This is a genomic window from Streptomyces sp. NPDC053493 (assembly GCF_044544825.1).
Taxonomy (GTDB): domain Bacteria; phylum Actinomycetota; class Actinomycetes; order Streptomycetales; family Streptomycetaceae; genus Streptomyces.
In genome coordinates this window covers 19,947-34,061 of record NZ_JBITXS010000021.1, presented here as the reverse complement: position 1 = coordinate 34,061, position 14,115 = coordinate 19,947, and the positions used below count along the sequence as shown (strand labels likewise).

The window sequence follows — 14,115 nt, the reverse complement described above, 5'->3', positions numbered from 1 at the left end:
GTGAGGAGAGGGAAGGGGTTCATGGGTCCGTGTCCCCGAGGCGTGCGAGCGGGGCCGGGATCGTGCTCGGTTCGGGCTGATCGGCCGCGCCCCGCTCGGGGCGGGATGCGGGCGAGCGGCCTGCCGGCCGTGGCCGTCACCCGTCCGCGCTCACGCTCAGGACTGTGAGCGCGGACCGGTGGCGACCATGAGCGGCAGGAGCGGTTGAAGGTGACGGGCGCTCAGGCGCTCGCCGGGACGCTCGCCTTCGCGCTCACCAGGGCGTCCTGGGCACTCTCTTCGACCTGCTCGCGCAGGCGCTGGGCGGTCGGGCGGGAGACGGGCTCGTCGGACAGGCCCGCCTCGGTGAGCGCGTCGCGGATCTCCGTCCACTGCGGGCGGCGACCGAGCTCGGTGTAGAGGAGACGGATGCGGTCGTGGCGGCGCTCGGTGAGCGCGTCCCGCTCGCTGCGCGTGCGGGGGCTGTCCGCTCGGTGAGCGTCGTACCTCTCGGTGGCGCGCTCATCGGTGTGAGCGCCCGTGGTGAGCGCGAGACGCTCACGCTCACCGTCGGCGTCTCCGGAGGTGAGCGCGCTCATGTCGGGGTGAGCGCCGCTCGGTTCCGGGTGAGCGCTATGAGCGTCGGCGCTCTCTTCGACGCGCTCGATGGCGTGAGCGTCGTCGGGGGTGAGCGTGTCGGCGAGCGCGGCGGGCGCGGAGCCGAGCTTGAGCGCCATCCGCTGCTCCAGGGGAGCCGTCCACCGCCATAGCAAGCCGTGCTCCTTGCGCAGCCGCGCTCGCAGCCAGGTCTCCTGCTGGAGGCGGGTGAGCGCCTCGTCGTAGGAGGTGATCTCCCACAGGATCATCCGGCGGCGCAGCCGGGCGGTGGGGATCGGGGCGAGGATCCAGCGCGAGCGGCGCACCGTTTCCATGCGCACCTTGCCGGTGACCGCGCCGATCCTCGTGGCGTAGACGTGGGAGGCGATCTCCGAGAAGACGACCCACAGCAGCGTGAGGGCGGCGTGCCCGATGCGGCCCGACGCGGAGTCGGAGGCGTTCCAGTTCAGGTACACGGTCACCGCCGTCAGCGCGCGGGGCACCCAGCGGATCCAGCGCAGCTCCATCCCCGTCCGGATCAGGATCAGGTTGGCGCCGGTGAACGCCGGGATCGCGACGTCGATACCGACCGGCAGCAGCCATGGCCACTCCCAGCCCCACGCGGCCGCTTTGGTCTCCAGCGCGGTGTAGGAGGAGAGCAGGCCGAGGGTGGAGACGGTCGCGGCGGCCAGGACGATTGCGACGACCAGGACCAGCTCCTGCCTGGACAGCGGCGGTACTCCGCCGGCGGGCCGGGCGTCGTTGCGGAGCTTGCGCCGCTTGGCGCGCGACTCCGCCTTGATCTCACGACGGCGGGCCCGCTGCACGGTGCGCTGCGACGCCGCCTCCAGGACCCGCTCGGCCTCGGCCAGGGCCAGCGCGGCGGCGGCCTGGTCGGCCGTGGCCTTGGCCGCCGCCTCCCGGGCGGTCTTGGCGTTCGTCTCCGCCTGTTCCCGCAGCCGGGATACGTCCTTGTCGGTGGCGGCCCGCAGCTCCTCGACGGCCTTGCGGGCGTCGTCCAGGGCACGCTCGGCGTCCTGGCGAAGGCCGGCCGCAGCCTTCTCGGCTCCGGCACGCACCTGCGCGGCTTGGCCGTCCGCGCTCTCGCGCGTCCGGTCGGCCTCGGCCCGCGCCCGCTGCAGGAGCTGTTCGGCGTCGGTTGTGGCATGGGTCCGGGTCTCGGCCGCGGTCCGCTCCGCAGCCGAGAGCAGCTCGGCGCGCTTGGTCTCCGCGTCAGCGAGGACCTTCTCAGCGGCCTGCGCGGCCTGGGTCTGCACCTCGTTGGCCTGCGCGAGCGCCGTGGTGGTGACCTTCTCGGCCTGGTTGCGGGCGTCGGCGAGGATCTCTTCGGCCGCGGCGGTGGCAGTCGTCGTAACGGTGTCGGCCTTGCTGCGGGCGTCGGTGAGCAGCTGCTCTGCCTTCGCTTCAGCGTCGGTCAGGACCTGCGCGGCGTCGACGGCCGCGCGGTGGGCGACCTCGGTACGGATCCGCTCGGTGTCGGCTGTCGCAGCGGCCAGCATCCGGGCCTGCTCGGCCGTGGCCGCCTCGGTGATCGAAGCGGCCTGTGTGCGCGCACCGTCGAGCAGTGCGGCGGCGCGCTGCTCGCTGTCGGCGAGGATGCGCGCGGCGTCATCGGCGGCCAGGCCTCGCAGATCGGCGGCGCGGTCGGCGGCGTCGGCCAGGACCGGGTCGGCCGCCGCGAAGAGCAGCGGCATGCTCTCCTCGGGAGCGGCGGCCTGGGCGGGGATCGTGGCCGGCGGCTGCGGCGCCTTGGCCCGGGCGGTGCCTCGGGGGTTCGGGGCCGGAGCGGGCTTACGCCTGCGCCGGGTGGTGGTGTTGGCCACGGAGGTGTCCTCTCTTTCCGGCGCCTCGTGCAAGAGGTCACCGCGGATCGGCGGCGGTCGGTAGGGTCGTGACCAGGCCCGCCGAGTCCCCGGCACCTCTCATGCCGGGGACTCGGCGGGCCGTCTGCGTGAGCAGGTGGTCAGCGCTGCTCGGGCAGTTCGGGCAGCTTGTTGGCGGTCGCGTGCTGCTGGGTGAGCCAGGCCATGGCGGCCGCGGTCATGTCGCCGGCCGCGCTGTCGCTGTTCAGCGGCGCAGTGTCGATGTCGTACATCGCGTCGGCGGCGGGCAGCAGCCGCATGTAGTCCGGGTTCGCGTAGTAGATCGGACGGCCCGACGGCAGCGGGGTCAGGTCGTAGGTGTTGTGGAGGCAGACCCGATCCACGCGGCAGACGAAGGTGTGGGCGGCCTGGCCGGTCCAGGACTTCTCCGGGTCGCGGTACAGGACGTACTGGCCTCGCTGGAACGTGAGGGCGCTGGGGTTCTGGGTGCTGTTGCGCACGGCGATTCCTGACGGTCAGGTGGTCCGGACTGTCCGGCTCCCCGTCACCGCCCGTCCCGGCCACCGTGGTGTTCGGCGGCCGGTGCGAGCGGATCAGGCAGCCGTCAGACGTCAGTTGCCGTCGGGGCTGGCGATCCACTCGGGCGGGATCGAGTGGCCTTCGCGAAGCCGGATGGTGTCGCGCACCCTCGCGGTGGAAGGCGTCTCCGGCTCGACGGGGCCGGCGGCCGAAGAGGGCTTCGCCGTCGTCACGAGATGCGGGGCAGGTTTCCTCATTGCTCGCTCCAGGTGTCCGAGGTGGAGTGGGTCCGGACTGTCCGGCTCCCCGTCACCGCCCGCACCGGCCGCGCCGGTGTTCGGCGACCGGTGAGCGCGGAGCAGGCGACCGTCAGGACGGGACTTCGACCGGGCGGCGCGGGGCGATGATCTGGCCGCCCGGGAGCAGTTCGCCGGTGTCCTCGAAGACCACGACGGCGTTGCACAGCAGGCTCCAGCCCTGCTCCGGGTGAGCGGCCAGGACGTGCGCGGCCTCCCGGTCCGGGCTGTCGGCGGTCGGGCACGTCGGGGTGTGCGTGCAGAGCGACTCGGGCAGCCGGGTGGTGCCGGCGGTCGTCGCGGTGTCGTGCGGGGTGCTGCTGCTCATGAGCCCTCCTGCGGGACAAGCCCGAGACGTTCCCGGGCTGGAGCATGTGGAAGGCCGGCCGCCCGTCTCGCGGGCGACCGGCCTGGTCAAAGCAGCGCGAGTACGAGACGGCTGTTGGATCCGTCCCGTACCGCGGGTCAGCCTCGCCGCTCCCTCTGCTTGGCGAGGTAGGCGTCCTGGAGTCGAGCGAACGACTCGTACAGACGCTGGCCGGTGTCGCATCGCGCGTTCGGCGAGCAGGTGGTGCAGGTCTTGCCGTGCGCGCGGCTGGAGGACGCGGCCTTCATGTACTGGGCGTGCAGGGAGTCAGCCACGGGATCGCCGGCCGAAGTCGTGGTTGGCGTTGGTGCGGCGTAACGCGTCGCTCAGGCGCTGCTGGTCAGCGTCCGTCATACCGTCGCTCCGTTCTGGGTGTTCCGGGCGCGGTTGCGGGCGGCGCGGCGCTTCATCGCCCGGCGCTCGTCCTCGGACAGTCCGCCCCAGACGCCGTCGTCCTGGCCGGAGGCCATCGCCCATTGGAGGCACTGCTCGATGACCGGGCAGCGCGTGCAGACGGCCTTGGCCTCATTGATCTGCAGGAGTGCCAGGCCGGTGTTGCCGATGGGGAAGAACAGCTCGGGGTCCTCGTCGCGGCAGACCGCGTTGTGGCGCCAGTCCATCTCGTCACTTCCCCTGCCGGACGCGGCGCAGGGCCTCGTCCATGATCGGGTCGGAGTCGCCGTCGTTTCGTGCGATGCTGGTGGGCATCAGGTCCTCCAGTCAGGGTCTGGACAGCCCCGGGGGTTCCAAGTCGCCGGGGCTGTCGTCGTGTTGGCGGGCCGTACGACCGGCCACGACCAGCGGCCACCTCTTGGTGCAGTAGGGGTGGCCACTGATCGTGGGCGTCCGTCCGAGGTCGACTGGTCAGGCGGCGGCGTACTCGGGGCGGCAGCCAGAGCGGATCGTCCAACGCAGGCGGTCGGCGTGGGGGAGAAGGACGTCGACCAGGCGCTCGCGGATGCGGGCGGTGATGGTCGGGTCGGCGGCGAGGATGTCGCGGCCAGCATCGACGCGGGCGGCGATCTCCGCGCCGTGGAAGAGGGCGAGCTCGTGGCGGCGGTCGGGCGCGGCCAGGACCGCGGCCGCGTACCGGCGCGTCTCCCGGGCGGTGCCCGCGGGCTCGTGCATCTCCAGCGGCGTACCGAAGGCGATGTCGAGGTCGACCTCGGCGTCGGTGAGTTCAGTAGGGAGCGGGACGTCGAGCTCGTCCAGGAGCGTAAGCGTCTCGGTGTCGAACACCTCGCCAGTGCTGGGCCGGTGCGTCGTCAGGGTCAGGGGGGCGGGCATCAGGACCTCCAGGTTGCGGCGAGTCAGGCGGGACGGGGAGCAGAAGGCCCCGGCCTCGTCCCCCTCGCGGAGCGGGAGAAGAGGTCGGGGCCGTGGGCGGTGGTACAGGTCAAGCGGCGAGTACGGACCTGCGGCAGCGGGCGGTGTAGGCAGCAGCGGTCTCGCCCGGGATCGGCGCGGGCAGCTGGGCCCTGACCGCCGCCACCAGCGCGGTGTGCGCGGGCTGGTCTGCCGGGGCAAGGGGGCGGCGCCAGACCGTGGCAAGGTGCGTGTAGGCGGCGCGAGTGAGGTGCTCCGCCAGGACGTCGCGCGCGCACCGATCGTGGGCGGCGTCGCCTAAGGCGCGAAGGATGCCGGTGGCCAGGGCACGAACGGAACGCCGGTCCCCGGCAGTCTGGGGAGCCATGCCCGCCGAGTTCCCAGCGGGTCCGTCGACGGCCGCACCGCTAGCCGCAAGGATCGCGTCGGCAGGAACGCGAGCGGCGTCGGCCCGACGGGCAGCGGGCACCACACGCTCCCACTGCGCTCGCCGGTAGGCGGGGCGCTCCTGCGGCTGGGCGATCTTGAGGGTCTGGAGGGTGGCGCGGCGATGACGGGTCAGGTCGACGGCGAGGCGCTCCTCGCGGGCCCACTCGTTGTACTGGCGGCGCCAGGCATAGTCGGTGATGTCCACGTCGACGAGGCGGTTGCTCGAGCGGCAGCGGATCGCGTCGGCGACGCCAGCCCGGCCGGTGTGATGCGGAACGAGCTTGAGCAGGTGGGTGCCGCGGCTGGAACTCACGGCCACCCAGGTGCCGCAGTCCGGGCACACCAACGAGATGCGGCGGGTCTGCGTGGTCTCCACGGTCCGCATGTCGATGTGTCCGGGCGACAGGGTCGAGAGGGCGATCGCGTCGAGGGGGCTGACGCGTGAGGTACGGGTGCGGCCCTTGCGCATGGCGGCCTTGGGCATGGCGAGCTCAGGCATGGCGACTCCTCAGCAGGAAGAGGGAGGGGTGTATGCGGGGGCGGATGCTCTCTCTGCCCACCAGGCCCACAGGCCAACGGCCGTGTCCTGGCAGACAGACAGCGCATCAGCGCTGACGTCGTACAGCAGTCCTGCCAGCCGGGGGGTTTGGTGGTGCTACCGCCTCCGACCACCTGCCCGACTCCGAAGAGACGGGCTGCAAAACTGCGAAGTGCTGGGCGCTCGACAAGCAGATATAGCGAACGCAACCGAAAGATTTAGCGCCCTAAACCGCTCGGCTGTCGAAACCATAGGTCTCCTCGCGCCGCTCGTCAACCACCTTGAACCCATGAGGTTTAATGGGGTAAACATGACTCTATGAAGGGAGGCACGCATGGAAGCGCACGATGCAGCTCCAGCCGCGCTGAGAGAGCAGTTCGATGCGGCTTTCGACGTCGCCTTGTCCCAGCTGAAGGAGCTCCCCGACCCTCTCGAGCGGGCGAAGGTCGCTCATGGTCTCGCTGGCCGTGTACAGGACTACGGCAACGAGTTTCAGGCGGTCCGAAATGAGGCGATGAACGAGACGCTGCGTGTGGGCCGGTTGAACAGCACTCAGCTGGCGTCCGAACTCGGCATCAGCAAGGGACGCGTTAGCCAGCTCGCCAAGGGAGCTCCGCCGGAGAGGCTCTTCCTCGGCTCGGGCAAGGTCATCGTGGCGCTAGCCGAGAAGTTGGAAGACGGCAACGACAAGGATGGCAAGAAGAAGGCCATCCAGGGCCCCGTGATTGCCACCGAGGACGTCCAGACGTACGAACGTCTGCGGGAGCTGGCCGAAGACGTTGGGTTGGAAGTCAGCTTTGAACGGATTCCACTCGGCGGCAACGTCCGGCTCAACCGGAACAACCTCGTGGTCATCTGCGGTCCTCGACTGTCGCCCCTCATCGAACAGATCCTCGAAGGGGATCCCCACCTGCGATTCGGCAAGGATGACGACGGCTGGTACCTCACCGACCGCAACACCGGGCAGATCTACCGCTCACCGATGGACCGGGGCGAGAACGGCGACATCGCGTACTTCGGCCGGCTCCCACGCCCCGATGGCAAGGGAACCTTCTTGTATGTTGCCGGCATCCACGCGCGCGGCTCTGGTGGCGTCGTCCATTGGCTCAACCAGGAGCTAGCCACCGTGCATCGCGAGCTCAAGGCGCGACGGTTCTCGACCCTCATCTCCAGCCGCTTTGACCCGGAGACCCTTGAGATCGTCGCGAGCGAGCAAATCACGCCGTTCTACCGCCCGGAAGGGGCCTGACGTGCAGGTATCCGTGGCTTCGACCCAAGGTGTGGGCACCGCGAACGAGGACACTGTCCACGTCAGCCCCACCGGGGTCGTCGTGCTGGACGGCCTGTCCGCACCCAAGGACCTGCCCATGGGGTGCATCCACGGCACCCCCTGGTACGTGCGGCAGCTCGGGACACGCTTGATCAACCTGATCGGTGACGACGCGGTGTCGCTACGCGAGGCGCTGCGAAGCGCCATCTCCGAGGTCAACGACCTCCACCGCGGCAGCTGCGCGTTGGACCAGGAGGCCGTCCCGGCGTCGACCGTCGTGATGATCCGTGAGCGGGGTGACATCCTCGACTACCTCGTACTCTCCGACAACGTGCTGGTGCTCGACCTCGGCGACGAGGGCATCCGGACCATCACCGACAAACGCGTCGAGGAGGTGGCCAGCGAGGAGATGGAGGCCGCGCTCCAAGGGCCGACGGGCACTCCCGAGCACGCCGCTCGCGTCTCCGCACTTGTCACCGTCCAACGACGTCTCCGGAACCGGCCCGGCGGCTACTGGGTAGCGGCAACGAACCCGGCCGCGGCTGACGAGGCGATCACAGGGAGCGTCGACCTTGCGCAAGTTCAGCAGGCCGCTCTGCTGACGGACGGCGCGAGCCGGCTCGTCGACAGCTTCGGAGTCCTGACCTGGGCGCAACTCCTCGATGTGCTGCGCAGCGAGGGCCCATCTGCCCTCATCGCTCGCACCCGCGAGGCCGAGCTCGCTGACCCGGTGGGCGAGCGGTGGCCGCGGTTCAAGCGGTCCGACGACGCGACCGCCGCGTACATGACCGCAGATCAGCCTACGCAGACGCCCCCCGATCGCCAATGAGGAAAAGCCGTGATGGCCCCTCACGTACGCCCCGACACGGTGTGACCTGTCGTCACTCTGCGGCAGGTGGTGAGAGTAGGGTGTCCTCGGATCTGATCCACAGCAGCAAGAGAAAAAGCCCTCTGGACCTTAGGCAAGTCCTGAGGGCTCTCGGCCGGAGTAACCCGGCCCGGCGAACCACCTTTACTGAGAGGAAGGCGGTCGCGTGATGCAGGGTACCCGTACCCGCACGCGGACACACACCACCCCGCCGTCGCAGCGACGCACTCGCGTCGCTCCGGCGGGGCGTTCGCGCTTCCGCACGCTCTTCCTCATTCGGACCATCGGCCGCGTGGCCCAGTCCGGACTCTCCTACTTCCGCGCTGGTGGGCAGCGCGGCCCGCACTCCCAGGAGGGGGTTGTATCGCCGTAGCAGCGTGATTGGCGGCGCCCTATCGGGCCATGGCCGCCGGGACGCCCAGTCCTCGAGGTGTTAGCCGCACCTCGGCTGAGCGCCCCCTAACACCGACCGGGTTAGCCGCCCGATCGAAGGGGTCGTTCGCACCCGGTTAGCCGCCGGATCCGAACGCTCGTACTGGTTCTCCCAGAACCACGAAGCACCTACTTGGGGCTTCGCCGAAGCACCGCAAGCGGGCTTCGTCATGCCGTTTCGGCGAGGCCGCAACGACAGGAGTCATTGTGCAGGACTGTCATGCCGTTTTCCAGCTCAGCTGTGACCGTTTGATCCGCTTTAGTTCTGTCTGCGCGTTGTCTCTTACGGCACTCCGTGCCGACACGACCCTCGTCATCGTCGATGGTCCGCGGTGAGCGCCCTCAGGGCGGAGGTTGCGGCGTCTGTGCCGGTGCCGCGCGGTTCGGTCGACGACTCGGTGGTCACGCTGCCCGAGCTGTGGGTGCCGGAGGCGCGGCAGTGGCTGTCGACGTCGACGGGTCGGATCGCGGGGGAGGGTTACTCGTGGATGCAGGCGGTCCACTGGGTGGCCGGGTCCGGGTTGTATCAGCCGCGGCGGTACCGGTCGCACGGTCCGCGCAGCTTCGGGCCGACGACGGTGCGGGTCGCCCAGGAGCTCGCGGCGCTGCTCCCGTGTCGTCCGGGGATCGAGTACCTGGTGCGGCGCACCGGGCTGTCGGAGCGGTCGGTGGAGTATCACCTGGGGATGCTGCGGGAGGCCGGGCTGCTCGCGTACATCGTCAAGGGCACGCGGGTGGCCGGCGGTCCGGCGCAGGCCTCAGAGTTCGCGCGGATGATCCCGCCGGAGTTCGACGTCGCGCTGGGGATCCGCACGGTGCAGCGCGATGAGACTGCTCCGGCGTACACGCGGGCGGTGTCCGGGATCGCGGAGGCCGGCCGGGAGCTGATGGCGAAGCTGGCTAGGAAGGCCGCCCGGAAGGTGCGCAAGCGGCGGGCGAAGGCGTCGTCGAAGACCTCGGTAAGGGCTGCCCGCAAGGGTGCTGAGCAGCGGGTTGGGACGGCTGTTCCTGGTGAAGCCCGTTGCACCCCAATGCAGGTGGGTACCTCAACTGGGTCTTCTGCGGCTGGTACTTCCCTCCCCCCTGAGAGCAAGCTCGCAAGCGGGGTGAGCACCTCCTCCACCGCGAAGAAGGCCAAGGCGAGGACCCGCTCCAGCGCGGGTGAACGGCGGCAGCTGAACAAGGTCGGCCGCCGCTTCCAGCTCGCCCGTGAGCTGACCGAGCGGGTCGACTGGCTGCGTGGCTGCTCGACGCCCCGGATCGCCTGGGTGGTGCGTGGTGTCGCCGATGCCGGATGGACGGTGAACGAGGTTCTCGCCTGGCTCCACCTGCGCGGCGAGGCCGAGCGTGTCCGCCGAGGCTCCGGCCTGCTCGCCGTCCTGCTGAACAGGGCCGAGAGTGTCCTGGACACTCCGGCCAAGCGCACTGCCGCCGTCGAGCAGTGGCACGGGGCCCTGGAGGCCCGGCGCCGCCACCGCATCGAACAGGTCCGTGCCGAGCGCGAGCGGCAGGACGGCGCATGGGAATCCCCAGCCGACGCCGCCCTCAAGCGCGAGATCGAGACCGCGTTCGCCCACGTCAACAACGCCGCCCGCAACAACCTCCAGCAGTCGGTCCTGAACGGCCCTGCCCAGCCCGCTCAAGCCGGTGCCGATCCGTTCGAGATCAGCGACGAGGAACGGACCGAGATGCGCGGCCAGGCCCGTGCCCAGCTCCAGCTCGGGACGACCGACCTGATCGACGACACGATCCACGCCCTCGGCACCGCCGCGGCCCGGCACCTCTTCGGCGAGGACCTGGTCCGCCGCGCCCAACAGCTCGCCGGGTTCGCCCGAAGCTCCCTGACCACCTACCAGACGCAGTAGGAAGACTCGCCATGACCGAGACCGACCTGCCGGCTCCGAGCGTTCCCGAAGCATCCGGCGCCGACCTCGCCCGAATCGCGCTCCACCAGGCCCGCGAGGCCGCCCGTCAGCGCGGCGCCCAGACCCGTGCCCCGCGCCGGCCGAAGCGCGCGACCGTGCAGCAGCGCGACCGTCGTGACCCCACCGGGTTCGCCACCGTCATCCAGTCCCTCATCGCCGAGCGGGCCTGGGACGTGCCCGCCTCCGGAAGCAACCTCCTCGACCAGTGGCCCGACATCGCCGCCGCGGTCGCACCGAACCTGGCCGCCCACGCCACCGCCGTCACCTTCGACTCCCCGACCGGGCGGCTCGACCTGCGCCCCGACTCACCGGCCTACGGAACGCAGCTCCGCTTGCTCACTGCCCAGATCATCGACGCGGCCAACCAGCGGGCTGGCAAGACCATGGTCCGCGACGTCCGCGTCCTTCCGGCGAGTGCTGCCCTCTCGGCTCCGGAACCACCAGTGGCCACCCGCCCCGCCGACCGGCCGATCGGCCCGGTGAAGACCAGGGAGAACGCCTCGGCCGGGTACCGACGCACGCTCGCGGTCCTCCTGACCACCCGTACCCCGGCGAACGGTGAAAGCTGACAACATGCGGTCTTCGTGGGATCGGCATTCGTTCTGTAACCAGCGGCAGTTGTTGCTCGGTGTCGGGCGCGTGCCGCGCAACACCGGCACAGCACCGAGCATGCAGGTCAGACGTATGGCGAGGGATTGCCCCTTATTACCACCTGACGGCTTGCCAGAAGCCTGGTCCTCGCTGAGGCACAATGTGATCCCGCAGGATGCTGCACGTGCGGCCGCCCTCATACCTGCCCGCTAGCGGGGTTCCGGCGTTTCAGCGTCATCACCCTCGCGGGTGTGTCCCCGTCGGCGGTCCCATGCGAGCATCGCGAGGGGTGCCACCGTGCCCGCCACGCCGATGATGTCCGACACGGACCCGAGAATGTCGCTAGCCTCACCCTGGTCCTGAACGGCGACGGCAAGCAGCAAACCCAGCGCGACCACGATGGCGCATACGAAGGCCAGAAACAGCTTCTTCTGCTCGCCCAGCGGGAGGTATGCCACCTCCTGTTGGAAGGCCTCGGCGGAGGCGCGCAGGTCGACCAGCGTTTCGGAGGGCACTTCGACGGGCTGCTCTGGCGGCCCACCGTCCACTAGTGCCCCCAGCCAATCGCTGGCGTATATCCCTTGAACCTGCTGAGAGAACCAGTCCCGCGGCAAGGCAGCCTCTGAGACGTGAGCCAGGCTGCCCTGCAGCCAGGACAGATCCAGGGCTTCTTCGATCGCGTAAGACGCCGTCGACACGCCTTGGGTGAGCTGCTGACTGATGTATGCCGCACCCACGCTGTCTCGAAAGGCTCGATCGATCGCCGCAGCGGCTTCGTTGGCAATCGGCGCCAGCGCCACCTGCGCTATGTCTTGCAGCGCAGGCAGGGCGATTGTCACTGGCCGTCCTGCGGCGGTGAACAGTGCCTCGTACATCGGCTGCAGATCCACGCTGATCAACCGGTTGGTCTCAGAGGTATCCATGGACGAACCCTTGCACACGCCTCCGACGTGGATAGCTGCGACGGACTCACGATGGGAACCCGCGTCGACCGCGCGCCGCAGCTGCTTCATCGTCGGTCGGCGGCGGCGACCAGCCACCGGCCGGCCATTGCGAAGTTCAGCGCCGTCGGGCGCCTCGCGTACGCCTCCCTGGCATCCTTCGGCCGCAGTGTCACCCCAGGCGGTCCGACCGTGGTCGCCCGTAACGTCACCCAGAGCACCGTCCGCGCGCCCTTCAACGGCAGCGCGCCCTTCAACGGCAGCGCGTCCATGACCCGCTCACGCGGCCTCGGGTAGTACCAGCAGGCGTGTTCACCAGCGCGGCGGGCGCCCCGCTCCGGGCCGCTCACAGGCGATGCCGACAGGTGGGCTGTTCTTCACGCGGTCGACGTCTTCTATGTAGCGGGGGGCAGGACGAGCGATCCGTCGGCACAGCCCCCGGCACGGGCGATCTCCAGCGGGTCGTGCCCGGCGGCGCGGGCGACGGTGGCGAAGCCGCGCCGCAGGGAGAGGTCAGACCAGTCGCCTGACAGGCCGGCAACGTCGGCCAGGCGCTCGATGACCTCGGCGGCGGCCTCGGCAGTCATGCGCCCGGCCGGGTCGCGGATCGGACGGGCTCCCCGGGTAAGCAGCAAGGCAAGGCGGTCCCATCGGTCGTCGCGGGGCGGAGGGGGCCGTCGTGGCGGCTGACTTCGTGGGCCGGCTACCGCCGCGCGCCCGTGGGGACACCTTCCCGAAGGATCTACTCTCGGCCGCGCTTGCTGGACTGCAGGACAGCGCCTGGGCGCACGAGCGAGAATCACTGCCGTGGATGCGGGTGCAGCGGCCGTGCTTGCCGCGACAGTTGCCGGCGTGTCGAGTGCGGTTGGCGTCACGGTGAGCGCTTGGGTGTCGGCGCGTACGGCAATCAGCCAGGCAGCCACGACGGCCAGCGTAGAACGGCAGAAGCTGGATGCCGAGTGGGAGCGACGCTCCTTTGAGGCACGGCAGGCGGGCTATCATGCCTTCCGCCTCACGACGATCACCGCGGTGCAACAGGTCATTGCGCTTGCGGAGGGGTCCGGCACTGTTGCCGCCGCTCAGAGCCCGTCCCCGGATGAAACACGGGTTGCTGCTAGGGAGGCCCGGCTGTCTCTTCTGAAGGATGTTCTGCCCCTGGGGAGCAATGAAGTCGCCGATACCGCCCAGGTCCTCTGTCGAGAACTCGAAGACGCCTACAGCGCTGCGGCTGTAGTCGCTGCGGCCAGCGCTACAGATGACGCTCTCGCGAGCTGGGAGCAGGCATACGCTGCCGTGGACGCGCGTCTTCATCATCTAGCCAGGAACATGGGTCAAGTGGTCTTCCCTCGGTAAAGACCATCGCGCATGTCTCCTCGCAAGAAGAGGCCGCTGCGCGTTGTCCCTCAGTGACTACTCGTTCGATGAGAAGTCGCCTGTCGCTTCCTCCCAGGCTGCCGGCCCGTACGCCGCTTCGGCCTCGACTGTCGTCCCATCGTTGCGCCAGACGACCAGCGCTCCACCGGCGGTGCGTGGCCGCGAGCGGCTGGGCCTGATGCGGCCGCTCGGCGAGGCGCTCGTGATCCAGGGCCTGCACTGGGGCGACGAGATCCGCTCACCCGCCGAGCTGGCTCCGCCCGAGACTGACATCAGCGAGCACGAGATCGAAGGCGCGCTCGCCCTGATGGACACCATGAGCGTGGAGCACCTCGCCGACCTCGGCGACTGGCTCACCGACCACTACACCGAGGCCCTGGTCGAGGTCATCAGCGCGAAGGCCGAGCACCGGGAGCCGGCCCCGATCGCGGGTGAGGAGCCGGAGGCCGTGCCGGTCGTCGACCTGATGGCCGCGCTCGAGGCGAGCGTGGCGAAGGCGAAGGAGTCCCGCGGTGAGACCGGCGGGCCGGCCACCGTCCACGAGATGCCGAAGCCGAAGAAGACCGCAGCCAAGAAGAAGACGGCGAAGAAGACGACCGCCAAGAAGACAGCGGCGAAAAAGCCAGCGCACGCCGCAAGTCCGCGTGAGCCCCTCTCGCTCCTCGGCCTGCAGGAACGAGGACCGGCCAGAGCCAGCACCGCTGGCTCACGCGGGCGGCGGCGTGCCGCAGTAGATCAGAACCCGCTTTCCTGTGACTGAGCACGCTATGCGGCCTGGATGGGCAACTTCGATGCTCAAAGCCCGGCGCCCGACCGGCG

General features: G+C 70.0%; 17 protein-coding genes. 6 read left to right on the top strand and 11 right to left on the bottom strand.

What is annotated here, in order from left to right; translation table 11 throughout:
• Positions 1-221: 221 nt before the first annotated feature.
• The 8 genes from ACIGO8_RS33150 to ACIGO8_RS33115 form a co-directional block, all read right to left on the bottom strand.
• Entirely contained in the window at positions 222-2,420 is a 2,199-nt protein-coding gene (locus tag ACIGO8_RS33150) for a DUF2637 domain-containing protein (protein ID WP_399738455.1), read from the bottom strand.
• 140 nt (positions 2,421-2,560) lie between these two features.
• Positions 2,561-2,920: a hypothetical protein gene (locus ACIGO8_RS33145; RefSeq protein WP_399738452.1), complete on the bottom strand. Its 360-nt coding sequence runs from the start codon at positions 2,918-2,920 to the stop codon at positions 2,561-2,563.
• 111 nt (positions 2,921-3,031) lie between these two features.
• Positions 3,032-3,196, bottom strand: coding sequence for a hypothetical protein (locus ACIGO8_RS33140; RefSeq protein ID WP_399738449.1), 165 nt, complete (start codon positions 3,194-3,196; stop codon positions 3,032-3,034).
• Between the two features lie 112 nt (positions 3,197-3,308).
• A complete protein-coding gene (locus ACIGO8_RS33135) occupies positions 3,309-3,563 on the bottom strand; it encodes a DUF5999 family protein (RefSeq protein ID WP_399738446.1) in 255 nt (84 codons plus the stop codon).
• Positions 3,564-3,700: 137 nt separating this feature from the next.
• Complete coding sequence (locus ACIGO8_RS33130; protein WP_399738443.1) at positions 3,701-3,877, bottom strand: hypothetical protein; 177 nt, start codon at positions 3,875-3,877, stop codon at positions 3,701-3,703.
• A gap of 75 nt (positions 3,878-3,952) precedes the next feature.
• Positions 3,953-4,222 carry a WhiB family transcriptional regulator gene (locus ACIGO8_RS33125; RefSeq protein ID WP_399738441.1) on the bottom strand — a complete coding sequence of 90 codons (270 nt, stop codon included), beginning with the start codon at positions 4,220-4,222 and terminating at the stop codon, positions 3,953-3,955.
• Between the two features lie 244 nt (positions 4,223-4,466).
• The gene (locus tag ACIGO8_RS33120; protein ID WP_399738437.1) at positions 4,467-4,889 is read right to left on the bottom strand and encodes a hypothetical protein; all 423 of its coding nucleotides are present in this window, start codon (positions 4,887-4,889) and stop codon (positions 4,467-4,469) included.
• Positions 4,890-4,998: 109 nt separating this feature from the next.
• Positions 4,999-5,856 (bottom strand): hypothetical protein, encoded by an 858-nt coding sequence (locus ACIGO8_RS33115; protein WP_399738433.1) that lies wholly within the window; start codon positions 5,854-5,856, stop codon positions 4,999-5,001.
• Between the two features lie 373 nt (positions 5,857-6,229).
• On the opposite strand from ACIGO8_RS33115, the gene ACIGO8_RS33110 reads away from it, so the two are divergent.
• The 4 genes from ACIGO8_RS33110 to ACIGO8_RS33095 all read left to right on the top strand — a co-directional run bounded on the left by ACIGO8_RS33110 (position 6,230) and on the right by ACIGO8_RS33095 (position 10,959).
• The gene (locus ACIGO8_RS33110; protein WP_399738430.1) at positions 6,230-7,144 is read left to right on the top strand and encodes a sigma-70 family RNA polymerase sigma factor; all 915 of its coding nucleotides are present in this window, start codon (positions 6,230-6,232) and stop codon (positions 7,142-7,144) included.
• 1 nt (position 7,145) lies between these two features.
• A complete protein-coding gene (locus ACIGO8_RS33105) occupies positions 7,146-7,994 on the top strand; it encodes a hypothetical protein (protein ID WP_399738426.1) in 849 nt (282 codons plus the stop codon).
• A gap of 836 nt (positions 7,995-8,830) precedes the next feature.
• Positions 8,831-10,330, top strand: coding sequence for a transcriptional regulator (locus ACIGO8_RS33100; RefSeq protein ID WP_399738425.1), 1,500 nt, complete (start codon positions 8,831-8,833; stop codon positions 10,328-10,330).
• 11 nt (positions 10,331-10,341) lie between these two features.
• Entirely contained in the window at positions 10,342-10,959 is a 618-nt protein-coding gene (locus ACIGO8_RS33095) for a DciA family protein (protein ID WP_399738422.1), read from the top strand.
• A 231-nt stretch (positions 10,960-11,190) separates the two neighbouring features.
• Here ACIGO8_RS33095 and ACIGO8_RS33090 read toward each other — a convergent pair whose 3' ends face one another.
• The 3 genes from ACIGO8_RS33090 to ACIGO8_RS33080 form a co-directional block, all read right to left on the bottom strand.
• Positions 11,191-11,904: a hypothetical protein gene (locus ACIGO8_RS33090; protein WP_399738419.1), complete on the bottom strand. Its 714-nt coding sequence runs from the start codon at positions 11,902-11,904 to the stop codon at positions 11,191-11,193.
• Between the two features lie 86 nt (positions 11,905-11,990).
• Positions 11,991-12,194, bottom strand: a complete 204-nt coding sequence (locus ACIGO8_RS33085; RefSeq protein WP_399738417.1) for a hypothetical protein — start codon at positions 12,192-12,194, stop codon at positions 11,991-11,993.
• A gap of 123 nt (positions 12,195-12,317) precedes the next feature.
• Complete coding sequence (locus ACIGO8_RS33080) at positions 12,318-12,509, bottom strand: hypothetical protein (protein ID WP_399738414.1); 192 nt, start codon at positions 12,507-12,509, stop codon at positions 12,318-12,320.
• Positions 12,510-12,729: 220 nt separating this feature from the next.
• On the opposite strand from ACIGO8_RS33080, the gene ACIGO8_RS33075 reads away from it, so the two are divergent.
• Both ACIGO8_RS33075 and ACIGO8_RS33070 read left to right on the top strand, forming a co-directional pair.
• Entirely contained in the window at positions 12,730-13,275 is a 546-nt protein-coding gene (locus ACIGO8_RS33075) for a hypothetical protein (RefSeq protein WP_399738411.1), read from the top strand.
• Positions 13,276-13,318: 43 nt separating this feature from the next.
• Entirely contained in the window at positions 13,319-14,056 is a 738-nt protein-coding gene (locus ACIGO8_RS33070; protein ID WP_399738408.1) for a hypothetical protein, read from the top strand.
• Positions 14,057-14,115: the final 59 nt, after the last annotated feature.

What these genes read in the sequence shown, in the direction of transcription:
- ACIGO8_RS33140 (WP_399738449.1), bottom strand. Translation starts at nt 3,196, where the DNA reads ATGAGGAAACCTGCCCCGCATCTCGTGACGACGGCGAAGCCCTCTTCG.
- ACIGO8_RS33135 (WP_399738446.1), bottom strand. Translation starts at nt 3,563, where the DNA reads ATGAGCAGCAGCACCCCGCACGACACCGCGACGACCGCCGGCACCACC.
- ACIGO8_RS33125 (WP_399738441.1), bottom strand. Translation starts at nt 4,222, where the DNA reads ATGGACTGGCGCCACAACGCGGTCTGCCGCGACGAGGACCCCGAGCTG.
- ACIGO8_RS33120 (WP_399738437.1), bottom strand. Translation starts at nt 4,889, where the DNA reads ATGCCCGCCCCCCTGACCCTGACGACGCACCGGCCCAGCACTGGCGAG.
- ACIGO8_RS33115 (WP_399738433.1), bottom strand. Translation starts at nt 5,856, where the DNA reads ATGCCTGAGCTCGCCATGCCCAAGGCCGCCATGCGCAAGGGCCGCACC.
- ACIGO8_RS33110 (WP_399738430.1), top strand. Translation starts at nt 6,230, where the DNA reads ATGGAAGCGCACGATGCAGCTCCAGCCGCGCTGAGAGAGCAGTTCGAT.
- ACIGO8_RS33095 (WP_399738422.1), top strand. Translation starts at nt 10,342, where the DNA reads ATGACCGAGACCGACCTGCCGGCTCCGAGCGTTCCCGAAGCATCCGGC.
- ACIGO8_RS33090 (WP_399738419.1), bottom strand. Translation starts at nt 11,904, where the DNA reads ATGGATACCTCTGAGACCAACCGGTTGATCAGCGTGGATCTGCAGCCG.
- ACIGO8_RS33085 (WP_399738417.1), bottom strand. Translation starts at nt 12,194, where the DNA reads ATGGACGCGCTGCCGTTGAAGGGCGCGCTGCCGTTGAAGGGCGCGCGG.
- ACIGO8_RS33080 (WP_399738414.1), bottom strand. Translation starts at nt 12,509, where the DNA reads ATGACTGCCGAGGCCGCCGCCGAGGTCATCGAGCGCCTGGCCGACGTT.